The sequence below is a fragment of the [Clostridium] cellulosi genome, from assembly GCF_036762875.1.
Taxonomy (GTDB): domain Bacteria; phylum Bacillota; class Clostridia; order Oscillospirales; family Ethanoligenentaceae; genus Ruminiclostridium_D; species Ruminiclostridium_D cellulosi.
On sequence record NZ_JBAIZF010000023.1, the window covers coordinates 40,668 to 64,558 of the forward strand.

Genomic DNA, 23,891 nt, shown 5'->3' on the forward strand with positions numbered 1-23,891 from the left:
TCCCTTATATGGAGGCTGTTATGGAGCGGGTTATTCTGCATTGTGACATGAACTCGTTCTATGCGAGTGTGGAATGTCTTTATCACCCGGAACTCAGAGACAAACCCGTCGCCGTCTGCGGTGATGTTGAACAGCGCCACGGCATAATATTGACTAAGAACCAGATAGCGAAAAAATACGGGGTATCGACGGGGGAAGCAATCTGGCAGGCAAAGAAAAAATGCCCCGAACTTGTCACCTTAAACGCGCGGTATGACCTTTATATTCAATTTTCAAAGGCCGCCCGCAAAATCTATGAACGATATACCGACCGCGTCGAAAGCTTCGGCCTTGACGAATGTTGGCTCGACCTTTCCGGTATCGCCGGTTTTGACGGGGACGGCGAAAAAGCGGCTAATGAGCTGCGCAACGTAATAAAGAGCGAGCTTGGCATAACGGCTTCAGTTGGTGTTTCCTGGAACAAGATTTTTGCGAAACTCGGTTCCGACTTAAAAAAGCCCGACGCCGTAACCGTCATCTCAAAGAAAAATTACAAGGATAAGATTTTTGGGCTTCCGGCAAGCGACCTGCTTTACGTCGGGCCTGCGACAACCAGAAAGCTCGCACGCTACGGTATTCACACGATAGGCGACATTGCCGAGTCCGACAGCTCTTTTTTGCGCTCAATACTCGGAAAATGGGGAGAGATGCTGTGGTCGTTTGCAAACGGGCTTGACCTATCGCCTGTCGCGCGCTCGGGTGAGGCCGACAGTATCAAAAGCATAGGCAACAGCATGACGACATACCGCGATATAGAAAACGCCGACGAGGCGTGGAAAGTCTTTACCGCGCTGTCGGAAAGCGTGGCCGAACGCCTTAGGAAACACGGGCTGCGCGCTTCTACCCTGCAGATTAGTGTGCGGGACAATACCCTTTCGTGGTTTGAGCGCCAGACAAAGCTGGAACGCCCCTGCTGTACGGCGTGGGAACTTTCAAAGGCGGCAATGGATTTGTTTTTGAAAAATTACAACTTTCAAAGGCCGCTGCGCTCCCTGGGCGTAAGGGCATGTGACCTTACGGACGCCGCAAACGGCATTCAGCTCAACTTCTTTGAAAACACAGAGCGCATACGGCGGCGTGAACGGCTTGAAGCAAGCGTCGACGCTATAAGGTCACGGTTCGGCCATTCATCTATTGTGCGGGCGTCGCTGCTGGGGGACGACCTGACCTATGAGCACGACCCGCTGACCCATGTGGTTCATCCTGTCTCATTCTTGCGATAATACACAATTTTAAATATATTGGAGATATAAAAATGGAATTCAGAGACTTAAAGGCACAGTATGCCGCGTTAAAATCAGAGATTGACGCGGGCATAGCCGACGTTATCGGCACGGCCTCATTTATTTCGGGAAACAAGGTAAAAGAGTTGGAGGCACAGCTTGCGGAGTTTGTCGGCGTCAAGCACTGCATTACCTGCGCAAGCGGAACGGACGCGCTGCTGCTGCCGCTGATGGCTTGGGGTATCGGAGCCGGTGACGCCGTTTTTGTCCCCGACTTCACCTTTTTCGCAACGGCAGAGGTCGTGGCAAAGCTCGGCGCAGAGCCTGTTTTTGTGGATATCGATAAAGATACCTTCAATATGGACCCGGAATCATTAAAAGCCGCGATAGAAAAGGTAGAATCCGAAGGCAGGCTGAGGCCCCGGGCTGTTATACCGGTGGATTTGTTCGGGCAGCCAGCAGATTATCCGCGGATTGAGAAAATTGCGGAGAAACACGGGCTTTTGCTGCTTGAGGACGCGGCGCAGGGGTTCGGCGGCGCGATAGGCAGCAAAAGGGCCGGCAGTTTTGGGAACGCGGCGGGCACGTCGTTTTTCCCGGCGAAACCGCTCGGCTGCTACGGCGACGGCGGCGCAGTCTTTACAAACGACGACAGCCTCGCTGATATGGTCCGTTCCCTCGCCATCCACGGCAAAGGCAGCACCAAATACGACAACGTCAGGATAGGTATGAATTCGCGGCTCGACACCCTGCAGGCGGCAATTCTGATTCCTAAGTTCAAAGCGCTCAGGGACTATGAGCTCAAAAGGGTAAACGAAGCGGCGGCGCTTTACACCAGACTGCTTGACGGCGTTGTCAAAGTGCCGCGGGTAAAGGACGGCTTCTATTCCTCATGGGCCCAGTATACGATAATGCTCAAAGACAGCGGCGAGCGGGACAAAGTCCGCGCTGCCCTGAAAACCGAGGGGATTCCGACAAACATATATTATCCAAAACCGCTGCATTTGCAGACCGCTTTCTCTTATCTCGACGTCTCCGGATACGAATGTCCGGCGGCAGTAGACGCGTGCAGCAGGGTTCTCGCGCTGCCTATGCACCCGTATCTTGAAAGCGGCACAATAGAATTTATCTGCGAGGTGCTCAAAAAGGCGGTTAAAAACTGAATTCGGCATTATAAAATCCCGTTATGCCTTATACATAACGGGATTTTTCTTATTGTATTTATTCTGCCCTGCTTATCACTAAACTTTTGGGATACGGCAAAAGGATATCAGCAGGGTCAGTCTGGGGGTCGAGCCATTTCTGCTGACCCTCGGCATCAAGGATTGCGGGCATGCGGCTGTGAATCTTCGCCATTTCGTCATTGGGCGGCGTTGTTATGATTGTATAGCAGAAAACCTTTTCACCGTTGCTGTCATAGAATTTCTTGAAAAGTGCGGCGAAATACATCACTTCATCATCAGTTTCAATTTCATACTTCTGCTTTTTGCCGCCGGCCTCTCCCCATTCAAAAAAGCCTGTCGCCGGCACAATGCACCTGTTTTGGATACAGCTTTTGAACATCGGCTTCTGGGTTAAACTTTCCGCCCTTGCATTAAAGACAGTTCTGCTCTTGCCTGAAACCGGGAATCCCCACTTAAGAAGGGCGATTTTTCTGCTGGGCCCGAGCACTGGTGCTGTGCTTTTGGGGAAAAGCTGGGCGTCAAGGTAATCCATTGCGATTTCCTCGCCGTAACGCTCTTTTATTTTTCTTATTATCTCGCCATCGGGTTTCAGCTTGAGCTTGTAAACCGCACACATAAGTTAAATCCGCCCTTAACCTCATTATTTGTTATAATTATATTGCAGCTCACCGATGATTGCAACAAATGGTCTTGCGGTAGCGCGGTTAAACATACAAAAAAGCTGCGGCAAAGCGTTTGCCCTGCCGCAGCCTTATATTTTACGCGTTGCGCTAAATTACTTAAGCTCAACCTTTGCGCCAGCTTCTTCGAGCTTCTTCTTGATTTCCTCAGCTTCAGCCTTAGAAACCTTCTCTTTGACAGGCTTCGGAGCACCGTCAACGAGGTCCTTAGCGTCTTTCAGGCCAAGGCCAGTGATCTCACGGACAACCTTGATAACGTTGATCTTTGAGGCACCAACATCGGAAAGAATAACATCAAACTCTGTTTTCTCCTCAGCAGCCGGAGCAGCACCAGCAGCCGGAGCAGCAGCAGCTACTGCAACAGGAGCAGCAGCGGAAACACCGTATTTCTCTTCGAGAGCCTTGACAGCCTCGGCGAGCTCAAGAACAGTAAGGGAATCTATTTCCTCAAGAAGCTTTGTAACTTTTTCTGAAGCCATTGTATTTACCTCCATTAATTACGGATTTAATCCGTTTGATTTAAATTTAAGTTTAAATTATAATTAAGCACTCTTCTTCTTTTCAGCGATCGCGTTAAGAGCAACGACAAGACCACGCAGGTTGCCGTTAAGCACATTGACGAATCTGCTGATAGGAGCATTCAAGCCGCCCAAGAATTTCGCAACAAGCACTTCCTTCGAAGGCAGTTTTGAGAGTTCCTTAACCTTTCCGGCATCTACTGTTTCGCCCTCAATGAAGCCTGCTTTTATCTTGAAATTATCTTTTTCGTCAGCAAACTTCGCGAGAATCTTTGCAGGAGCTATCATGTCCTCTTCCGCAAGGGCGATAGCTGTTGAACCCTTCAGATACTCATCGAAACCCTCGAGACCGGCCTTTTTCGCAGCAAGACTGATTATGCTGTTCTTCTTAACCGTATAATATACGCCCGCTTTGCGCAGCTCAGCGCGCAGCTTTGTGTCGTCCGCAACAGATATGCCTGTGTAATCAACAAGAACACCTGAAACGGCCTTCTTCATCTTTTCAGCGAGCTCATCGACCATCTGCTGCTTTTGCTCAAGAATCTTTTTGCTTGGCATCATTTCACCTCCTTGTAATTTGACAGAGGTGCTTTGAACGTTGGGGTCCCCAACAAAAAAGCCTTCGGCTTTCGCCGAAGGCTCAGCATACATTATAATTCGGTAATAAGTACCGAACAATGCAAGCGTTACACCTCGGCAGGCCAATTTGAGCCTATAAAGGCACCTGCTGTCTTAGGATAAACGGTTATAAAACTAATCAACTATTTTATAATAGCATAAGATATTCCGTTTGTCAACCGGAAAAATCAAACGCCAACCTTTGCCGGGTTGAGACGGATACCAGGTCCCATTGTCGTTGCAATGACACAGGACTTGATATACTGACCTTTTGATGCCGCCGGTTTCGCCTTGACAATTGCTGAAAGCAATGTGTCAAAGTTCTCGGCGAGTTTCTCGGGGCCAAAAGATACTTTTCCGATCGGGCAGTGGATTATATTTGTCTTATCAAGACGGTATTCAATCTTACCGGCCTTAGCTTCCTTGACAGCCTTTGCAACGTCAGGTGTAACTGTGCCAGCCTTCGGGTTCGGCATAAGGCCACGAGGACCAAGTATCTTACCGAGACGTCCGACAATGCCCATCATATCGGGCGATGCAATTACTACATCAAAATCAAACCAGTTATTCTGAATCTTGGCGACATATTCTTCAGCGCCTACATAATCAGCGCCGGCCTCTTCGGCTGCCTTTGCGGCATCACCTTTAGCGAATACGAGTGTGCGCACATTGCGGCCTGTTCCGTGCGGCAGAACAACCGCACCGCGAACCTGCTGCTCAGCGTGACGTGAATCAACGCCTAACCTTACATGAACTTCGACAGTTTCGTCGAACTTCGCTTTTGCGGTCTTGCAGCACAGCTCAAGCGCTTCACTAGCATCATATAATTTATTTTTGTCAATCAGTTTTGCACTATCGACATACTTTTTACCGTGTTTCACTTGAACTTACCTCCCTCTTGAGTGGTTAATAGCGGAATTTTCCTCCCACCCGGGAGCATTAGTCAACTACTTCGACACCCATGCTGCGAGCTGTACCCGCAATCATGCTCATAGCAGCTTCCAACGTGGCAGCTGTAAGATCCGGCATTTTCTGCTCGGCTATCTTCCTGACTTGCTCCTTGGTGATCTTCGCGACTTTCGTCTTATTTGGCACACCTGAACCCTTTTCAATGCCGCAGGCCTTCTTTATAAGAACGGTCGCGGGCGGTGTCTTAGTAACAAATGAGAACGAACGGTCGGCGTAAATGGTCACAACTACCGGAATAATCAGGCCGGCGTCTTTCTTTGTGCGTTCATTGAATTCCTTCGTAAACGCCATAATGTTAACACCGTGAGGGCCGAGAGCTGTACCTACAGGTGGTGCCGGTGTAGCCTTTCCGGCGGGAATTTGCAATTTGACGTAGCCCACTACTTTTTGAGCCATAGTTTGCACCTCCTAAATCGTGGTAAATGGCGGACAAATGTATTGTCCTCCCACAAACGCGCCCAATAAGACGCGTGTAACAAGCGGCATAACGCCGCGAGTTGCTTAATGAATAGTCTTCAGCCGATTACTTCAATCTGATGGAGCTCAAGCTCCACGGGTGTTTCATGGCCGAACATGGAAACAATAACCCTGACAACATTCTTATCAGAGTTGACTTCCTCCACCCTGCCAATAAAACCGTCAAGCGGCCCGTCGATTATGCGAACGCTATCGCCCACCGAGTAATTGACCTGAACCTCGCGCTTGTCGACGCCCAGGGCGCTTACCTCTTTATCAGTGAGCGGTTCAGGATGGGAACCCGAACCGACAAAGCCAGTTACACCGCGCGTATTCCGCACAATATGCCAGGTTTCGTCGTTTAGTTCCATCTTGACAAGCACATAACCGGGAAAAATTTTGCGTTCGACTTCACGCTTGACGTTATCCTTGATTTCAGTTACCTTTTCGGTGGGAATCTTAATATCTTGAATTACATCTTGAAGGCCGCGATTATCGACAATTGTCTGAAGGTTAGAGGCAACCTTGTTCTCGTATCCGGAATAAGTGTGTACCACATACCACTTAGCTGTTTCAGACATTTGTGCCTCCATTCCGCCGCTTAGCAGCTAAAAATTACATAGTTACCGTACTTTTTAGGTTACGGTATCAGTATTTCTGAAGAAGATTATAAAATACACTCATTGCAAGACTATCGAGAGCCCAGATAAATACGCCGAAAATTAATATCGCAAGAAACACTATAGCTGTCTGTTTAAATGTTTCTTTCGGTGTCGGCCATATTATCTTCTTGAACTCCGCTTTCGTCTCGGTAAAATAGCGTTTGAGGCCTTCTGTACGCTTCTTACCGGCCTTGTTCTTCGCGACACTTTTTCCCTTCACTTTTGCTTCGATATCCGGCATGGCTTAACCCTCCTTAACTTTAAGCCTTATCACTTGGTTTCCTTGTGGAGAGTATGCTTACGGCAGAACCGACAGTACTTTTTCATTTCGAGCCTGTCCGGATCGTTTTTCTTATTCTTCATCGTGTTGTAGTTGCGCTGTTTGCACTCTGTGCAAGCCAATGTCACCTTTACTCTCATAACGGCACCTCCCGAAAATCGGAAAATTTTGGCCTCCCTCACATGCGGGTCAAAATGAGCATAAAAAAAGACCCTTTTGAGGTATTCTTACTATACCATACTTAAAACATCAATGTCAAGCTTTTTTAATTACAAGTGTATATTTTTTGAAAAACCGCAGCGGGGGGCTTCCCCCGCCGCTGGTTTTTTCATTTATTATATAGCTCACTTAGAGAGTTTCCTTATGCTGTCCTCAAGCATTGCTATCTTTTCTTTGAGCTTCGCTACCTTTTCGCGTTCCGCCGCCACAACAGCTTCCGGAGCTTTGGCGATAAAGCCCTGATTGTTGAGTTTAGCCTCTGCCGCGCTCAACATCTTTTCGTCCTTCTGCTTCTCTTTGTTAAGGCGGGCAAGCTCCTTTTCCTTGTCGACAAGTTCGCCCATCGGGATATAGATGCGGGCTGACGATGTGACTATCTGAACCGCGTCTTCTATATTGAAGCCCTCGCCGACCTTGACCGAGTTGGCATAAGCAAGGCGCTCAATAAACATCCTGCTCGCCTCAAAATCACCGGCAAAGTCGGTTTCGATATAAACGCTGGACTTCTTTGACGGTGGAACATTCATCTCGGCGCGGCGGTTGCGGATTGCCCTGACGGCGTCCATAACGCGCTCGATTGCCGCTTCCTCTTCGGGATAGTTAAGCTCTGATTTATATTCAGGCCACTTCTGAACCATTATAGATTCGCCTTCATGGGGCAGGGTCTGCCATACTTCCTCTGTTATAAAGGGCATGAAGGGATGGAGCAGTTTTAAGGTATTGGACATTACCCATACGAGCACCTGGCGTGAAGAGGCCGCGTCCTCGTCACCAGAGTTAATTCTGGTCTTAGCAAGCTCAATGTACCAGTCGCAGAAAACATCCCATATGAAATCGTAAAGTTTCGCAACAGCTACACCGAGCTCAAACTTTTCGAGGTTCTCGGTAACGTCCTTGCAAAGGGTATTGAAGCGGCTGAGAATCCACTTGTCTTCAATATTCAGCTTTTCAGGCAGCCCATAGGTCACGTTATTACCTTCGCAGTTCATCAGGATAAAGCGCGCGGCATTCCAAATCTTATTTGCAAAGTTGCGGCTTGCCTCGACCTTTTCCTTGGAGAAGCGCATGTCGTTTCCTGGGCTGTTGCCGGTCGCAAGAGTAAATCTCAGCGCGTCGGCGCCGTAGTCCTCGATTACTTTGAGCGGGTCGATGCCGTTGCCGAGGGATTTGGACATCTTGCGGCCCTTTTCATCGCGTACAAGGCCGTGGATAAGGACTGTTTTAAACGGTACTTTGCCCGTATGCTCAATTGCGGAGAAAATCATTCTGGCAACCCAGAAGAAGATAATATCATAACCCGTGACGAGCGTATCGGTCGGGTAGAAGTATTTGAGTTCCGGCGTATCATCCGGCCAGCCGAGTGTAGAGAACGGCCACAGAGCCGACGAGAACCAGGTATCGAGGGTGTCCTCGTCCTGATTGAGATGTGTGCTGCCGCATTTCGGGCAGGTCTTCGGGTCTTCCCTTGCAACGATTGTTTCTCCGCAGTCGGCGCAGTACCATGCGGGAATCCTGTGGCCCCACCAGAGCTGGCGCGAAATGCACCAGTCCTTGATATTCTCCATCCAGTGGAAATATATCTTTTCAAAGCGTTCCGGTATAAACCTTACTTCGCCGTTTTTGACAGCCTCTATTGCCGGTTTTGCCAACGGCTGCATCTTGACAAACCACTGCTTTGATACCCGCGGCTCAACGATGGAATGGCAGCGGTAGCAGGAGCCTACATTATGCTTTATCGGCTCGGTCTTTACGAGGTAACCGCCTTTTTCAAGCTCTTCGACAATTAAACGGCGTGCCTCATAACGGTCGAGGCCCTGGAAACGTCCGCCGTTTTCATTAATTGTAGCGTCCTCGTTCATAATGTTGATTACAGGGAGAGAATGGCGCAGGCCTACTTCAAAGTCGTTCGGGTCGTGAGCCGGTGTAATCTTAACGACACCTGTTCCGAAATCGCGCTCGACGTACTCGTCTGCGATAATCGGAATCTTCCTGCCGACTATCGGCAGAATAACCTCTTTGCCTATGAGCGCCTTATAGCGTTCATCTTCCGGGTGAACCGCTACCGCAGTATCGCCCAGCATTGTCTCCGGCCTTGTCGTCGCAAGCTGTATATAGCCGCTGCCGTCAGCAAGAGGATAGCGCAGGTGCCAGAAGAAGCCTTCCTTCTCCTCATACTCGACCTCTGCGTCTGAAATAGATGTTTTGCAGTGGGGGCACCAGTTGATTATGCGCTCGCCGCGGTAGATAAGCCCCTTTTCATAAAGGCGCACGAATACCTCTCTGACAGCCTTTGAACAGCCCTCGTCCATTGTAAAACGCTCGCGCTCCCAGTCACAGGAAGAACCGAGCTTCTTTAACTGTTCGACTATGCGTCCGCCGTATTTCTCTTTCCACGCCCATGCGCGCTCAAGGAATTTCTCACGGCCGAGATCTTCCTTCTTCAGGCCCTCTTTCGCCATTGCCTCAACGATCTTCGCTTCCGTAGCAATAGCAGCGTGGTCTGTTCCCGGCAGCCACAGCGCTTCATAGCCCTGCATGCGCCTGAAACGGATTAGTATATCCTGAAGCGTCTCGTCAAGGGCATGTCCCATATGAAGCTGACCTGTAACATTTGGGGGCGGAATTACGATTGTATAAGGTGTCTTTTTCGAGCCGCTCTCGTCTTTAGCGTCAGGAGTTGCGTGAAAATAGCCGCCGTTGAGCCAGAACTTATATATTCTGTCCTCAACTTCCTGCGGTTCGTATGTCTTTGCGAGTTCTGCCATTGTATTTCCTCCCGTTTAATTCAAACCGGCAGAATACCGCCGCACCGTACCTTTCGGGCGTGCGTAAAAATAGGAATTCCCGAGGGCATCTTGCTGCCGGATCTATTTGCATTGGTAAGTTTAAGATGATTTTCTACAATAATTAAATGGAACAGCTTTCGCTGTTCCAATGTCAAAACAATCAATTGTAATTATATGACTTTAACTTAGCTGTGTCAAGAAAAATTGCGGTGACAGAGGGATTTCAGCCTCATAAAAGCAACGGACACTTAAACCACAGGAATAAGTGTCCGCTGAAACTGCATTTTGTCCGGGTTATGCTATGTCACGTTTCATAAATATGACATAACCCGCAGCAAGGAATGCGACGCAGTAAGCCGCGCAGATGATAAGCGCCGATGCAAGCGTTATTCCGTAAAAAGGTGCGCCTTTGGTGATAAAATAGGAAAAATTGGTGTCGGCAAAGAAAATATACTTGCCCCAACTGAAATTCATTGCTAATTCTGTTGTAAATGAGCCGCCGAGCATCAGGAATATGGAAAGTCCTGTAGCCAGTGCACGCGAACGGGACATGGCGCAGATTGCAAAAGTGAAAATCACATAGACCAATGCAGTCAAGAAATTTAGTCCGAAATCGGCAAGCGAACCCACTAATCCCGGAACGCAAAAAATCTTGCCGCCTATCCAAAGGAATACGTTATCGCCGATTCCGTGGCTACCAAAGAATATTAAAGATACTATTAAAGCAGAGATAAATGCAACAACTGTCAAGACAAGGGTATATAGCACTACGACAATTAATTTCGCGGTCAGAATCTGCCAGCGCGTAAATGGCCTTGGTATCATTGTTTTCATGGTGCCCTCGGAAAACTCGCCCGCCACGAGCGCTGTACAAGCGATAACGGCAAGGAGGGCGATAAAGCTCCACACACTTAAGGATGTTACAACTTCCCAGAAATCTGGGTTTCCATCTTTGGATGGTTCCATATCATGATTAATTCGATATTCATTTTCGGCTATTTTCCTTTTATCTGAATCAATACCTTGCTTGGCTTGTAACCACTCGCTTTTTTCAGCCTCATCAATAGCCTTTTGAAGCATGGTATTCTCAGCTTTAAGCTTATCTTTCCAGTTGCCGACGGATTGACTTTGTGATGTCGTCTGATTGCCCGCTTCATTCATTGCCATATTAGTAATCAGCTTTTCAAGGCCGCCCCAAGCAAAGACTAAGGCTATCAATATAGGGATCATTATTACTGTTGAAATTCTCTTCCAGAGTTTTTTATTTTCAACAGCTATAAGCGACAGAAAATTTCCCATAATCATCAGTCCCTTTCTGTAAGATAAATCAAAGGAGACCTTTTGCAGGCAGTACCTTTGACCTTTTAATTTCACGCGATATCCCTCTTGGCAAAGGCAAAGTAACCCGCAAACATGAAAACAATACAATAAATTGCGCAGATGACCAGTGCAAAAGGAAGTGTCAATCCGTAAGATATTGAACCGAAGGTTGTAAACGATGAAAAATTCGTATCCGCAAAGAAGATATATTTGCCCCAGTCGAAATTCTGAGCAATCAGTTGAGTTAAACTTCCGCCAAACATGAGGAAGATGGCAAGTCCGGTTGCAAGTGCCCTTGAACGGGCAACAGCGCATAATGCAAATGTAAATATTACATAAACCAGAACAGAAAGAAACTCGAGTCCGGTTAAGATAAACGCTGCGGCAACGCTTGATACTTCGACAATATTGCCGCCTAACCAAAGCAGCACAGGGTCTTTAAACTGACTTGTCCCGAAGAAAATGGCCGCTGCACCGAGTGACACAAGATATCCGATGACTGTCATAACCACCGTGTAGATTAGAACTGCTATAAATTTTGCAGTCAGTATCTGCCATCTGGCATACGGTCTCGGTATCATCGTTTTCATGGTGCTCTCCGAAAACTCTCCGGCCACGAGCGCAGTTGTCGCTATAATAACGAATAACGCAACTATCTGCCATATGCCCATTGTAGATAAGTCAAACCAAATATCATAATTTCGATTTTCAATAGTTTTTAAATTATGCTCAATGCGGTATTTATTTTCGGCAAGCTGCCTTTTATTCTGGTCAAGTGTGCTCTTATCCCTGAATCTATCGCTTTTCTCGGCTGAATCTATAATAGCCTGAATAGACTCGTTATCTTTTTTGAGTCGCTCTTTCCAGTCGAGCTTCTCGCTTTGCGAGGCCTGTTTAGAGTCTATGAACTGCTGGTTTAAATCCGCGGCCATTTTCACTAGTCCCCAAATTCCGACAATTGCGACCGCCATTATAAGAATCATAAGCTTTGTGGATAAGCGCTTCCACAATTTTATGTTTTCGACACTGACAAGACTGATAAAATTCCCCATCATTTTGCCTCCTCAGTGAGCTTCATAAATACATCTTCGAGCGACTGGGTTTCCAGTGTGTCCATGCCGAAAACAGGAATACCGGCGGTGGCAAGCGCCGTAACGATTTCCGGTACTTTATCCTTGGCCGTTTCAATATGGATTCCATCGGCTTCAGCTACAAACGGTACCCCGTTTTGAGAAAGAATCTCCTGAGCCTTTGCGTTGTCGCCAGTGCGGAGCAGCAGCTTTGCTTTATTATCGCTGGACATATTTATCAGCTCTTCGACTGTCTTGACACAGATCATATGCCCGTGATTGATAATGCCGACCCTGTCGCACATCTGCTGCATTTCCGCCAGAATATGGCTCGACACGAAAACCGTCATGCCTTCTTCTTTGCAAAGGCGGCGCAGAAGTTCGCGGAGCGCCCTGATACCTGCGGGGTCAAGGCCGTTTGTCGGCTCGTCGAGTATCAGCAGCTTCGGGCGGTGCAACAGTGCCTGCGCTATGCCGAGTCGCTGTTTCATACCCAATGAATAGGTCTTTACTTTATTTTTAATTGCGTCTTCAAGCTCAACGAGTTTTACAACCTCGTTTATGCGATCCATATCGACGCCTTTATAAAGCTTTGCGAATATCTTAAGATTGTCGAGGCCTGACATGTATTTATACATTTCAGGGTTTTCAACTATACAGCCGATGTCGCGCATAGCCTCACGGAATTCGGTTCTCACGGAATGGCCGTTGATATAGATGTTACCTTCCGTTATCTTTGACAGCCCAACGATCATACGGATTGTCGTCGTCTTGCCCGCACCGTTAGGGCCTAAAAAGCCAAAGATTTCCCCTGGTTCGAGTTCGAGCGAGATGCCCTCAACAATAGTGCGTTTCCCGATGCACTTTTTAAGATTCGTTGTTTTTAAAACCGGTGTAACCATCGAATAATCACTCTCTCTCTTCTTAAAATCGTCTATATATTGGATATAATCTAAACCGCTCCCGCGGCAAATTACCGTATCTGCCAAAGCCTGATTATTTTAAGCTCGTCTTTTTCTCTATTAGCACGGTTGTGGCGATAAACATACCGACACTCAAAACAAGTGAAATCAAAATAGGTATTAGTTGTACTCTCCAAATAAATTCCCCTGTAACTGCCCGTAATGCAGCTAAGCCCTCAACTTTGAATTTGCCAACATGAACTGGGGATAAGCACATTTCTAAAATTGAATCAATATAATCCACTGCCAAATATGTGAGTATTCCTACTAATACGCCGAACTTGCGCCAAATCGGCAGTTTTGATATCGTTATTGAAAAATAAACCTGAATGATGAATTGAACAGTTGTGACAATTATCAAAGTGATAATCAAAAGCAATGTCGATATGTTCCAAACATCAAGTAAATCAAGAAAGTTTATACCTTTCCTTATTTCGTCAAAAGACAGAGACACATAAACTATCGTGCATATAGATGCAAAACCGAGTACGCACCCTAATATTGTCCACATGAATGCGGTTATAAACTTTGATATCAGCAAATACCGCCCTTTCACAGGAAGGGTAAACATAAGAGAGCCCTCATTGCCATAAAGGCCAGAGTTGTACCTTTGAAATATAAAGATAAAAGTTACAATACTCAACGCAATCGCGCCTACCGGTACAGTAAATATCAAGTAGGTCATTGCTGCATCCTCTTGAAACAGCTTTATGATCGGAGGTATCACTATACAGATAAAAGCAAATACCGCAAATGCTGTCAGCATTTTTGCAGCCGTTGACTTTATGTCATACTTTAAAAGCTTTAATAGCATCTAAATACCTCCCTGAAAAGTTCGTCGACGGATTGCTTATACTTTTCACGCAATGTATCCACATCTTCGTTGAGAACTATCTGACCTTCCTTTAAAAAGATTACACTGTCAAAGATTCTTTCAACATCGGATATAAGCTGTGTTGAAAGCAAAACTGTGCTGTTTTCACTGTAGTTTTTCAGTATTGTATCTAAGATTACATCGCGGGCCGCAGGATCTACGCCTCCGATCGGTTCATCAAGTACATAAAGCTTTGCCGCCCTCGACATGACCAGCACAAGCTGTACTTTCTCATATGTGCCTTTTGACAATTTTGTAACCTTGAGTTTTGGGTCAATACCAAGCCGCTTCATCATTTCTGCAGCTTTTACTCTGTCAAAATCGGCATAGAAGTCATTGAACAGGTCAATAGTATCCGAAACCCTCATCCAGTTGCTGAGATATGTTTTATCAGGAAGATATGAGACAATGGATTTTGTATAAACTCCCGGTTTATGCCCATCAATAAGTACCTGCCCGCTGTATCCGCTGAGCACGCCAGTAATAATCTTTATCAGCGTCGTCTTGCCGGCCCCGTTTGGCCCAAGCAATCCAACAATGCGCCCGGACGGAATGGAAAGGTTGACATTCGAAAGTGCTATTCTGCCCTCGTAGGTTTTGGTCAGTCCGTGGATTTCTATTATATTGCCGGCGGTATCCGGCTGCATTATCTGATCAGCCATTGTTTCTGCCCTCCTCAAGATATTTGCTAACGAGCCTTAGGATATCTTCATTATTAAAGCCTGATCTCTTCATCAAGTTGACAAATTCCGCTATTGTCGAAACAATTGATTCTTCTTTGACCTTTTTTATTAAATCAACATCAGTTGTAATATATCTGCCTGAAGTCCTTTCTGAATACATAAGCCCCTCCCGCTCCAATTCAGCAAATGCTTTCTGCACTGTATTGGGATTGACCCCCATTTCCTGTGCCATCTCGCGAACGGTTTCCACCCTGCTGCCGGGCTGTCTTACACCTGAGACTATCTCACGCTTTATTTCTTCAATTATTTGTATATATATCGGCGACGCCGAACTAAATGTTATCATAGTCCACCCCCGTATTTCTGTTTCTAATCTATCGTAATTGTACTATTGTATTATTGTATTAATCATCTAATACAATAATACACACTAATCTAACTTTTGTCAACACCTTTTGTTAGTGAAAATAAAATTTTAGGGACATAATATTTCTGGAGGCGGACATTTTTCAGAATTTTAAAACTAACATGGAGTGATTTTATGGCAAGAAACCGCAGTTCAAGGGTACTTGTACCGAAAAACTATGAGGCTATAAACAGATTTAAAATGGAGTGTGCCAAAGATATAGGGCGTTTGCAGTTCACTAAAGAATATAACGACCACGACAAGGGTGACGTCACTGCATACCAGAACGGAAGCGAAGGCGGCCCTATCGGCGGTGAAATGGTCAAGCGCATGATTAAGTCATTTGAAAGCAATATGATGAAGTAAATCAAACTAAGCAACCGTTTGTTTTATGCAAGGCATGTACTAAAAAGCCTTGCATTACATATTCCAACAGAGAATTTCTCTCGAATTAAGCCTATATATAGCTGAATGTATTAAACGGATACACAACATGATTTGTATTATATCACATAATTAATGTAATTTTAACCAGTAGAAGGACTTAGTTTATTAACTTTCATTTAACAATTGTTCATAAATAGTTCATTGAATTTCATAAAATGCTGGGTTATAATACTTATGGAAAATGTAAAATATTTATAATCGGAGATTAAACAATGAACATTGCATTTTTTCTTACACCAAAAAAAGATGTGGTGTATCAAAAGGAATCTTCGACCATGAGGCAGGCACTCGAACGCATGGAGTACCACCGCTATTCGGCAATTCCTATTATTAATGATGAGGGGGAATATGTGGGGACATTAACTGAAGGAGACCTTTTATGGAAAATGAAAAACACGCCGGGACTTGATTTCAGTAACACCAGCAAAATACGAATCAAGGACATCCCGAGAAAATTCGTCAATAAGCCGGTTCGTATAAACTGCGATATTGAAAGCCTGCTTATAACGGCGGCGCACCAGAATTTTGTCCCGGTCGTCGATGACAACAACAAGTTCATCGGCATTATAAAACGCAGCGATATTATCAATTACTGCTATGAGAAATTGTTTAATGTAAAAGAAAAACTTAAAGCATGATCCTGTCTAAACGACATAACAATATATAAAAATCGGGCTGTTTTTCAGCCCGATTTTTTTGTCTGAACAATATTTTATTTTCAGTCGTCAAACAGTTTTTCCATATCCAATGTGCTGTCAGCAAGAGCGCAGAAATCCTTGCTGTGGGAAACGAATATCACCGAGCCCTCGAAGTTTGTAACTGCTTCCTTGAGAGCGTCTATTGCAGCAGCGTCAAGGTGGAACGAGCCGCTTGGATTGATGTCTTAGGCTGATTTTTTGAACCTTACGTTTACGGGAACATGTCAATGGGTTTTGGTTGTTTTTAAAATTCTAGGTATGCGGAAACATATCAACAAAACACCGTGCTATTCGGTTCTATTGTTCACGACTAAATATAACTGTAATCGTTGTACCCTTTCCAGGCTTGCTCATCAATCGAATCTTTGCATTATGGAATTCGGCACTGTGCTTTACAATAGAAAGGCCCAGACCAGTTCCACCGGTTTCCCTTGAATGGGACTTGTCAATTCTATAAAAGCGTTCAAACACGCGGCTTTGGTGCTCCCTCGGAATGCCAAAGCCATTATCGGCTACGGTTAGTACAACCTGGTCGGAGAAAGTTTTTACATTTACATCAACCTTGCCGTTTTCATAATTGTATTTGATTGCGTTATCACAAAGATTATAGATCATCTCCTCCAGAATTTGTCTAACACCAAAAATGATCGCGTTATCACCGCCGACTGATAGCTTTATCCGTTTCTGCTGTGCAAGGGAAGATAATCTGCCGACTGTTTCTTTTGCCAATTCCAATAAATCAATCTCTTCAAAGGGGAGCTGAACATTTTTTTCATCCAGTCTGGAGATCCGTATCACATCTTCTATCAAGTCTATGAGATGCCTTGCTTCGTTGTATATGCGGTCGGAAAACTCGGAAATGTCTTCAGGTTTTACCATGCCGCTTTTCATAAGCTCTGCGTAACCTAAAATGGAGGTGAGAGGCGTTTTAAGTTCATGCGACACATTAGCGGCAAACTCACGGCGCATTTTTTCGGCGGATTGTTTTTCTGTTACATCCAATATAAACAGAATAACTCCTTTGACAACCACTTCATCCTTAACAGGGCTAGCCAGTAAATTAAAAGAATTTTCACCTATGGCAAATATATCCTCAAATAAATGCCCTCCCATAGCTGTCTCTATTGCCTTTTGAAGAGTTATGCTTCGATCAAGTGTTAATATATGCTTGTTAATTATATCCTGAGTACTGACATTGAATATGTCTGCGGCACTTTTGTTTATGAATAATATCAAGCCTTTGTTGTTTAAAACTATGATTCCCTCTCTAATATTCTCCGTAATTGCATTAAACTCTTCCTTCTGCTCTTTCAGTTTTTTGAACTGACTTTTAATCTGATCATTTTGTTTAGCCATGCGAATTAGCAATGGAGACAATTCGTCATAGACATCATTGGACAACGGATCCTCCAAATTTAAATTGTTCAAAGGAAGAAAGATTTTTTTCGTCAACAGGTTGGCAATGATCATGGTCAGCAAGATAACCATCAATGTGATTAAAGCGACATACGGAAAAAAACCTAAAACAGATTTAAAAACACTATTAGTCGTGGCTGATACTCTTAGGACTGTGCCGTCATTAAGTCGGACAGCCCAATAAAAGGTCTGAGTTCCTAGAGTTTTAGAAAGGTGAACTGCTTCACCAAATCCGTTTTTCAACGCATCGGCAATTTCCGGCCTATTGAGGTGATTTTCCATCTGTTCTGCATCAGTGAAATTATCAAACAAAACAGTACCGTCACTTGCTACCCAAGTGATTCTGCTGGAGTTTTCTTGATCAGCAAAGCGGGAAAAGAACTCTTGTCCGATTAGATTGTAAGCGGATGATATAAAAATGGCTTCATTCCTGATTTCTTGCTGCATCCTGAGATAGAATGCCCGGTACATCACTCCGGTTATAAGAAACGAGGTAAGTAAAATAGTTGTAAGGGCCAATACCAGCATGCTTTTATAAATACTCTTTTTCATGCCTTTCCTCCGATCTTATAGCCAACCCCTCTCACCGTCTCAATAATCGCTCCCGCTTCTCCAAGCTTCTGCCGCAGGGTACGGATATGCACATCCAAAGTACGAGTTTCGCCTTCATATTCATATCCCCATACTTCCTCCAGGAGCTTATCCCTTGTCAGCACAATGCCAGCATTTTCCATCAAATATTTCAGAAGCTCAAATTCTTTGAACGTAAGAGCAACCTCTTTCCCGTCTGCTATAACAACATGCTTGTCAATATACATCGTTAGCTGTCCAACAGATATTTCAGATGAATTACTTACATTTCCTGATCTTCTGAGAACTGCTTTGACACGGGAAAGGAACTCCATAATACCAAAAGGCTTGGTAATATAATCATCTGCTCCACTGTCCAGCCCTAAAACCTTGTCATATTCTGCGCTTTTTGCAGTAAGCATGATTACCGGAATATGCCGTAGTTTCGATGATGCCTTTAGTTTTTTCAATATTTTAATACCATCTTCGCCGGGCAACATGATATCAAGCAATACTAAATCGGGTAGCTTATTTTCCAATTCTTTATAAAATGGCTCAGCTTTGTCAAAACCAATAGCTTCATAACCAATGGATTTCAGTGCATATATGACAAGCTCCCGAATGCTTCTATCGTCCTCTACACAATAGATCATTGTTCTTCCTCCACATGCTTGCCGGTAATGGAAAATACGACCCATTCTGCGATGTTCGTAGCATGATCACCTATTCGTTCGAAGTATTTGGAAATGATTATCAGGTCAATAGCAAATTCGCCATTTTCAGTATCTTCATTAATCAGCCTAATCATATCCGCTTTTACATCATTAAACAGATTGTCTACTACATCATCGTAATCTATTACCGCTTTTGCAAGTTTTAAATTCTGTTGGACATACGCATCAATACTGTCGGTAACCATTTTTATCGTAGCCTTTGCCATGTCTGCTATATGACTTGTGTTATTTGCAGCCTTTATATTTGCAAGCATGATAATTTCTGAAATATCTGCAGCTTGGTCTCCAATTCGCTCCATATCTGTTATCATCTTTAGAGCAGAAGAAATCTGCCGCAAATCCCTGGCAACCGGCTGATACTGGAGAAGCAATTTGAGACAGATGCTTTCAATCTCCTTTTCCTTATGGTCTATGTCCTCATCTGTAGTTATTACTTTTTTGGCAAGTTCTATATCTCCGCTGATAAGCGCTTTTGTTGCACTTGCTATGGCTTCTTCGCACAATGCACCCATCTGTATCATCTGAGTTTTTAAATGGTCCAGTTGTTCATCAAATTTATTTCTCATTACCCAAACCTCCCGGTTATATAGTCCTCTGTGCGTTTATCCTGTGGCATATAGAACAGTTTCTCCGCTCTTGCATATTCTATCACTTCTCCATTTAAAAAAAATGCTACGCTATCTGCAATGCGTACAGCCTGTTGCATATTATGGGTAACTATAATAATAGTATAATCATTCTTCAACTCAACAACAAGGTCTTCGATTTTGGATGTTGAGATAGGATCCAAAGCTGACGTAGGTTCATCCATCAATAAAACTTCCGGCTGTACCGCCAATGCCCTCGCAATACAGAGTCTTTGCTGCTGACCACCAGAGAGTTCCAAAGCACTCTTTTTTAAGCGGCTCTTTAATTCATCCCATATTGCGGCCTGCCGGAGCGACCGTTCCACTATATCGTCCAGTTTAATTTTTGATTTTATGCCATGTGTACGTGGCCCAAATGCCACATTATCATACACACTCATAGGAAAAGGATTGGGCTTTTGGAAAACCATTCCCACCCGTTTTCGCAGTAGGTTGATGTCTATATCACCATAGATGTTCTCGCCGTCAAGCAGAACCTTACCAGTTATTCTGCAACCTTCAACAAGGTCATTCATTCGGTTCAGGCATTTTAAAAGCGTAGATTTTCCGCAGCCTGATGGCCCGATGAAGGCTGTAACCTCATTTGCTTTTATATTCAGGTTGATTTTTTTCAGCGCCTGAAAATCGCCGTAATATAAATCCAGATTTTCTATATGAATTTTGTCCATATCTTTTCCTTTTTACCTCCGTTTCTTCCGGCAATTAAAGTCTGGTATCCAGCGGCTTGTATCTGATATCTGGTCCCTGGTATCAAGAATCGCCTGGTGCCTTTCAAATAGCGCCTTAGACTTTTGACAGTTTCTTTGATATAAACCCTGCGAGGCAGTTAATCAATACCACGATTATAAACAGTATTACAGCAGTTGCATAAGACTGGTCTACATACAACCCTTCGCTGGTAAGTGCGTACATATGAACCGATAATGTTCGGGTAGAATCAAACAGAAAATCGCTGCCCTTTGGTATTTCAGCTACAGTTCCAGCCGTATAGATTAACGCGGCGCTTTCTCCTACAATCCTTCCGATGCCCAGGATGACGCCGGCCAAAATGCCAGGCATTGCAGAGGGTAAAACGATTTTAAATACAGTCCTTAGCTTTCCTGCGCCCAGCCCATAACTGCCTTCCCGATACGAATTAGGAACTGCTTTTAATGCTTCCTCAGTGGTACGCATAATAAGTGGCAGAATCATGATTGACAGTGTGAATGCCCCTGCCAGGAGAGACATCCCCCAGCCAAGAGCGGTTACAAAGAACAGCAAGCCAAACAGACCGTAAACGATTGACGGAATCCCTGACAGTGTTTCGGCAGTAATTCTGATTATGCTAACCAACTTGTTGCTTTTTTTTGCATATTCAACCAGATAGATAGCAGAAAAAACTCCTATAGGTGCTGCAATCAGCAGCGAAATGAGCGTCATGATAACCGTATTAATTAAAGCCGGCATCAGTGACACGTTTAAGGTGTTGTATTCCCACTGAAACAGTTCAGGCTTGATATTGGGTATTCCCTTGATCATGATATACCCAATCAAAAAGAGCAAAATACCTATCGTAAGAATAGTTGATAGCATTACTAAAAGGGATAGAACCAGCGATATAGGATTTCGCTTATAAGCCTTGAGCTTTTGCATATATGATCGTTTGTTGATGGATTCCATCAGCCAGTCCTCCTTTTAAGCAATGATAGTAATAAATTTATAATAAGAATGAAAACAAACAGCACGACACCTGTCGCAATTAGAGCCTCTCTATGCAATTCCGCAGCATAACCCATTTCGATTATTATGTTGGCTGTAAGTGTTCTAACGCCTTTCAACAATCCGGCAGGCATTCTTGCATGGTTCCCTGCAACCATGATGACTGCCATGGTTTCTCCTATGGCTCTGCCTATCCCTAAGACTATAGCAGCCATGATACCGGATTTTGCTGCCGGCAGAACTACAAAAAAAGTGCTTCTCTCATGACTTGCTCCGAGTGCCAGCGCACCCTCATAATAACTTTGGGGTATGGCTCTGATTGCTGATTCGCTTATACCTACAATCGTAGGCAGAATCATGATGCCTAAGAGAATGGATGCCGCCAGCATGCTGCTGCCTGTACCCCCAAAGGTATCGCGGATAAAGGGTACTATCACTACAAGTCCGAAAAATCCGTATACGATGGAGGGAATCCCTGCGAGCAGGTTTATGGCGGGTTTTAAGATGCGGTAAAGCTTTTTGGGGCAATATTTGGCCATGAATACGGCTGTTAAAACCCCTACGGGAACTCCGACAACCGCAGCGCCGGCTGTTACATAGATGCTTCCCAGGATCATGGGTAAAATGCCGAATGAAGGAGGCGTATTATTCGGTTTCCATGTTGTGCCCATCAGAAAATCAAATATCCCGATTTTAGCAATAGCGGGGACACCGTTTATAAATAGAAATAAACAAATAAGCGTGACAGCCAGAATGGATGTGCAGGCTGCTGCAAAAAATATTGCTTTCATTATGCTTTCTTTGTATTTTGTCATAGATACTTAACCCCTTAAAAGCCAGAATGTGCGTCTCATCCAGCAAATGCTCCGCTGGCTTGTTTTATCTTACTTAGCAACCTCATTCCAAGAGGTAATTTCTCCTTTGAAAATACCTTTAATTTGGTCACTTGTCAGATTACTTACCGGGTTTTCCTTATTTACAATAACAACAAGACCATCCATGGCTATAACTGTTGGCTTTAACTTCTTCAATTCGCTCTCCTTCAATTCTCTGGATGCCATACCAATATCGCATGTTCCTTCCATAGCTAATTTCATTCCCGTTGTGGAATCACTCGCCTGTATTTCAATTTCTGCATTGGTATTCAACTTCAAATAAGCCTCTTTTAACTTCTCCATGAGCGGTGTTACCGAGGAAGACCCAGCTATTACTATTTTACCGGATGGCTTCGTACTGCTGTAAGGGCCTTCCTCTGAAGAAGCAATATAACCATTTTCTTCAATTACCTTTTGTCCGTCACTGCTAAGGATAAAGCTGATAAAATCCTGAGTCAGTTCGCCGGGATTTTCCTTGGTTGCGATATTAAAAGGCCTGAAAACCTTGTAAGTATTGTTCTTGATATTCTCAACAGTAGGTTCAACTCCGTCAACTTTAACCGCTTTGACGGTATCATTCAAAGAACCCAGAGATATATATCCTATGGAATTCTTATTACCAGCGACTGTGGTCATTACAACAGAGGTACTGTTTACAACGGTTGCTTCGTCCGTTGTTTTATCTACCTTATTCCCATTTGCATCCTTTTCTTCAATTCCAAAAAGTTCAATAAATGCTCCTCTGGTGCCCGAACCATCTTCCCGGGAAACAACTGCAATTTCATTACCACCTCCAGTTGCACAGCCTGTAAAAAAGAGTGCCAGTATGGTTACGGTCAATACAATTCTTTTCATCTTTTTCATAACGTTTTTTCTCCTTTTCCTCCAGTTTTTTTACAATTCAAATACTACAGCAGAATAGTAAAATCTAAAGGCAGGTTAAGGTTAAATCTATGTAAAATCTCACGTAACACCCTTTTCTCAGATTAAAATGCCGCCAATTAAGAAGATTTTCCTTCCCAACTGGCGGCAATCTTATTACAATCTTATAGATTCACTTCTATTTCTAATCCCGACTTAAACTCTACCATTAACCTGTCATCATATACCGTTGCTTTTTCAACCAGTTTTCTGACCAGTTTATCATCGAACTCCGTAATATCACCGGTTTGCGTGTTAAGGAAGTCCGTCATTTCAGCAATCCGATCCCTCTTATCTTGGCGGAGAGCGTTTCTTGAAAGTGTTTCTTGCCTTAAGTCCCGTAAGCGGTAAATCTCGTTGACAATATTATCGTATGCTTCCTTTGAATTTGCCTTTTGGATCAACTCGGTTTGGAGTTCTTCCAGCCTTTTATCAATATCTGCTGTACTCTCATCCAAATCCTCGCTTAATACGGTTTCAATATTCTTCTTCAGTATGGCCAGAAAAGAGTTTTTTCCGCTGACCGCTACATTGATGGCATCTACAATTTTCTCTTTAAGCGTATCTTCAAGTATAGTGGAAGCGGTACAAAATAAACCGGTGTTTTCCAATCTGCTGACGCATCTCCATACGATTGATTTCTTTCCTCGGTTATTCCAATGAACCCTTCGAAATATTTCATGACACTGTTTGAAACTGCGATTTTTCGCGCGTGACCCCCCGCCCGTTTCCGGGATGAAAAGCGGTAGAGATTTAGATCCCCCTACCCTATAAACTGCAGAAAATCTCAAAAGCTAAGCAGTTCTTTAAATTTCGTGAGATTTTTTGCATCTATTTTAAGCCGTTTTTCGGCATTGTTTTCAAACGAGGTATTTGCCCCTGTTAAAAAAGAAGTGAGTGTTTTTATTTACTTGTCAGTCAAACGAACAATTTGAC

The 23,891-nt window shown here is 44.4% G+C and carries 28 protein-coding genes and 1 other annotated feature; of the genes, 5 read left to right on the top strand and 23 right to left on the bottom strand.

All coding sequences use genetic code 11. The features are described from left to right. The first annotated feature begins 20 nt into the window (after positions 1-20). Both V6C21_RS06690 and V6C21_RS06695 read left to right on the top strand, forming a co-directional pair. Positions 21-1,262: a DNA polymerase Y family protein gene (locus V6C21_RS06690; protein WP_045085655.1), complete on the top strand. Its 1,242-nt coding sequence runs from the start codon at positions 21-23 to the stop codon at positions 1,260-1,262. A gap of 32 nt (positions 1,263-1,294) precedes the next feature. Beyond that, positions 1,295-2,425 carry a DegT/DnrJ/EryC1/StrS family aminotransferase gene (locus V6C21_RS06695; protein ID WP_479268639.1) on the top strand — a complete coding sequence of 377 codons (1,131 nt, stop codon included), beginning with the start codon at positions 1,295-1,297 and terminating at the stop codon, positions 2,423-2,425. A 58-nt stretch (positions 2,426-2,483) separates the two neighbouring features. On the opposite strand, the gene V6C21_RS06700 is transcribed toward V6C21_RS06695, so the two are convergent. The 15 genes from V6C21_RS06700 to V6C21_RS06770 all read right to left on the bottom strand — a co-directional run bounded on the left by V6C21_RS06700 (position 2,484) and on the right by V6C21_RS06770 (position 14,889). Beyond that, positions 2,484-3,062 (bottom strand): SOS response-associated peptidase, encoded by a 579-nt coding sequence (locus tag V6C21_RS06700; RefSeq protein WP_051492275.1) that lies wholly within the window; start codon positions 3,060-3,062, stop codon positions 2,484-2,486. Between the two features lie 159 nt (positions 3,063-3,221). Beyond that, on the bottom strand, positions 3,222-3,605 hold the full coding sequence (gene rplL, locus V6C21_RS06705; protein ID WP_034836735.1) for a 50S ribosomal protein L7/L12: 384 nt from the start codon (positions 3,603-3,605) through the stop codon (positions 3,222-3,224). Between the two features lie 63 nt (positions 3,606-3,668). Next, on the bottom strand, positions 3,669-4,202 hold the full coding sequence (gene rplJ, locus V6C21_RS06710; RefSeq protein WP_479268640.1) for a 50S ribosomal protein L10: 534 nt from the start codon (positions 4,200-4,202) through the stop codon (positions 3,669-3,671). A gap of 45 nt (positions 4,203-4,247) precedes the next feature. Beyond that, positions 4,248-4,399: a sequence feature (ribosomal protein L10 leader region), on the bottom strand. A gap of 51 nt (positions 4,400-4,450) precedes the next feature. Next, positions 4,451-5,143, bottom strand: coding sequence for a 50S ribosomal protein L1 (gene rplA / locus V6C21_RS06715; protein WP_034836731.1), 693 nt, complete (start codon positions 5,141-5,143; stop codon positions 4,451-4,453). A gap of 58 nt (positions 5,144-5,201) precedes the next feature. Further along, positions 5,202-5,627, bottom strand: a complete 426-nt coding sequence (rplK, locus tag V6C21_RS06720; protein ID WP_034836730.1) for a 50S ribosomal protein L11 — start codon at positions 5,625-5,627, stop codon at positions 5,202-5,204. Positions 5,628-5,746: 119 nt separating this feature from the next. Beyond that, the gene (nusG, locus tag V6C21_RS06725) at positions 5,747-6,268 is read right to left on the bottom strand and encodes a transcription termination/antitermination protein NusG (RefSeq protein WP_034836728.1); all 522 of its coding nucleotides are present in this window, start codon (positions 6,266-6,268) and stop codon (positions 5,747-5,749) included. A 67-nt stretch (positions 6,269-6,335) separates the two neighbouring features. Then, the gene (gene secE / locus V6C21_RS06730) at positions 6,336-6,590 is read right to left on the bottom strand and encodes a preprotein translocase subunit SecE (RefSeq protein WP_051492274.1); all 255 of its coding nucleotides are present in this window, start codon (positions 6,588-6,590) and stop codon (positions 6,336-6,338) included. A 29-nt stretch (positions 6,591-6,619) separates the two neighbouring features. Continuing rightward, complete coding sequence (rpmG, locus tag V6C21_RS06735) at positions 6,620-6,769, bottom strand: 50S ribosomal protein L33 (protein WP_034836726.1); 150 nt, start codon at positions 6,767-6,769, stop codon at positions 6,620-6,622. Between the two features lie 204 nt (positions 6,770-6,973). Beyond that, positions 6,974-9,613: a valine--tRNA ligase gene (locus tag V6C21_RS06740; protein ID WP_034836724.1), complete on the bottom strand. Its 2,640-nt coding sequence runs from the start codon at positions 9,611-9,613 to the stop codon at positions 6,974-6,976. Between the two features lie 315 nt (positions 9,614-9,928). After that, on the bottom strand, positions 9,929-11,008 hold the full coding sequence (locus V6C21_RS06745; protein ID WP_479268641.1) for an ABC transporter permease subunit: 1,080 nt from the start codon (positions 11,006-11,008) through the stop codon (positions 9,929-9,931). Continuing rightward, on the bottom strand, positions 11,005-12,006 hold the full coding sequence (locus V6C21_RS06750; RefSeq protein WP_479268642.1) for an ABC transporter permease: 1,002 nt from the start codon (positions 12,004-12,006) through the stop codon (positions 11,005-11,007). The genes V6C21_RS06745 and V6C21_RS06750 overlap by 4 nt, the downstream gene beginning before the upstream one ends. Further along, a complete protein-coding gene (locus V6C21_RS06755; protein WP_479268643.1) occupies positions 12,006-13,013 on the bottom strand; it encodes an ABC transporter ATP-binding protein in 1,008 nt (335 codons plus the stop codon). The genes V6C21_RS06750 and V6C21_RS06755 overlap by 1 nt, the downstream gene beginning before the upstream one ends. Positions 13,014-13,020: 7 nt before the next feature. Continuing rightward, complete coding sequence (locus V6C21_RS06760) at positions 13,021-13,800, bottom strand: hypothetical protein (protein WP_479268644.1); 780 nt, start codon at positions 13,798-13,800, stop codon at positions 13,021-13,023. Continuing rightward, the gene (locus V6C21_RS06765; protein ID WP_479268645.1) at positions 13,791-14,522 is read right to left on the bottom strand and encodes an ABC transporter ATP-binding protein; all 732 of its coding nucleotides are present in this window, start codon (positions 14,520-14,522) and stop codon (positions 13,791-13,793) included. Before V6C21_RS06765 ends, V6C21_RS06760 begins: the two co-directional genes overlap by 10 nt. Continuing rightward, complete coding sequence (locus V6C21_RS06770; protein WP_045085660.1) at positions 14,515-14,889, bottom strand: GntR family transcriptional regulator; 375 nt, start codon at positions 14,887-14,889, stop codon at positions 14,515-14,517. Before V6C21_RS06770 ends, V6C21_RS06765 begins: the two co-directional genes overlap by 8 nt. A gap of 195 nt (positions 14,890-15,084) precedes the next feature. Between V6C21_RS06770 and V6C21_RS06775 the strand changes: the two genes are divergently transcribed. The 3 genes from V6C21_RS06775 to V6C21_RS06785 all read left to right on the top strand — a co-directional run bounded on the left by V6C21_RS06775 (position 15,085) and on the right by V6C21_RS06785 (position 16,283). After that, positions 15,085-15,315: an alpha/beta-type small acid-soluble spore protein gene (locus V6C21_RS06775; RefSeq protein ID WP_034836714.1), complete on the top strand. Its 231-nt coding sequence runs from the start codon at positions 15,085-15,087 to the stop codon at positions 15,313-15,315. A 293-nt stretch (positions 15,316-15,608) separates the two neighbouring features. Continuing rightward, positions 15,609-16,034: a CBS domain-containing protein gene (locus V6C21_RS06780; RefSeq protein WP_034836712.1), complete on the top strand. Its 426-nt coding sequence runs from the start codon at positions 15,609-15,611 to the stop codon at positions 16,032-16,034. 111 nt (positions 16,035-16,145) lie between these two features. After that, positions 16,146-16,283 (top strand): hypothetical protein, encoded by a 138-nt coding sequence (locus V6C21_RS06785; protein ID WP_479268646.1) that lies wholly within the window; start codon positions 16,146-16,148, stop codon positions 16,281-16,283. A gap of 108 nt (positions 16,284-16,391) precedes the next feature. Here V6C21_RS06785 and V6C21_RS06790 read toward each other — a convergent pair whose 3' ends face one another. From V6C21_RS06790 to V6C21_RS06825, 8 genes are all read right to left on the bottom strand, one after another. Continuing rightward, complete coding sequence (locus V6C21_RS06790) at positions 16,392-18,062, bottom strand: ATP-binding protein (RefSeq protein WP_034837346.1); 1,671 nt, start codon at positions 18,060-18,062, stop codon at positions 16,392-16,394. Then, the gene (locus V6C21_RS06795) at positions 18,059-18,733 is read right to left on the bottom strand and encodes a response regulator transcription factor (protein ID WP_027621472.1); all 675 of its coding nucleotides are present in this window, start codon (positions 18,731-18,733) and stop codon (positions 18,059-18,061) included. The genes V6C21_RS06790 and V6C21_RS06795 overlap by 4 nt, the downstream gene beginning before the upstream one ends. Then, on the bottom strand, positions 18,730-19,380 hold the full coding sequence (phoU, locus tag V6C21_RS06800; protein ID WP_479268647.1) for a phosphate signaling complex protein PhoU: 651 nt from the start codon (positions 19,378-19,380) through the stop codon (positions 18,730-18,732). Before phoU ends, V6C21_RS06795 begins: the two co-directional genes overlap by 4 nt. Beyond that, positions 19,380-20,129, bottom strand: coding sequence for a phosphate ABC transporter ATP-binding protein PstB (gene pstB / locus V6C21_RS06805; RefSeq protein ID WP_034837355.1), 750 nt, complete (start codon positions 20,127-20,129; stop codon positions 19,380-19,382). Before pstB ends, phoU begins: the two co-directional genes overlap by 1 nt. 115 nt (positions 20,130-20,244) lie before the next feature. Beyond that, positions 20,245-21,120, bottom strand: coding sequence for a phosphate ABC transporter permease PstA (gene pstA, locus V6C21_RS06810; protein ID WP_479268648.1), 876 nt, complete (start codon positions 21,118-21,120; stop codon positions 20,245-20,247). Next, positions 21,120-21,974: a phosphate ABC transporter permease subunit PstC gene (pstC, locus tag V6C21_RS06815; RefSeq protein WP_479268649.1), complete on the bottom strand. Its 855-nt coding sequence runs from the start codon at positions 21,972-21,974 to the stop codon at positions 21,120-21,122. Before pstC ends, pstA begins: the two co-directional genes overlap by 1 nt. Before the next feature lie 69 nt (positions 21,975-22,043). Next, positions 22,044-22,898 (bottom strand): substrate-binding domain-containing protein, encoded by an 855-nt coding sequence (locus tag V6C21_RS06820; protein WP_479268650.1) that lies wholly within the window; start codon positions 22,896-22,898, stop codon positions 22,044-22,046. 182 nt (positions 22,899-23,080) lie between these two features. Further along, positions 23,081-23,566: a DNA recombinase gene (locus tag V6C21_RS06825; RefSeq protein WP_479268651.1), complete on the bottom strand. Its 486-nt coding sequence runs from the start codon at positions 23,564-23,566 to the stop codon at positions 23,081-23,083. Positions 23,567-23,891: the final 325 nt, after the last annotated feature.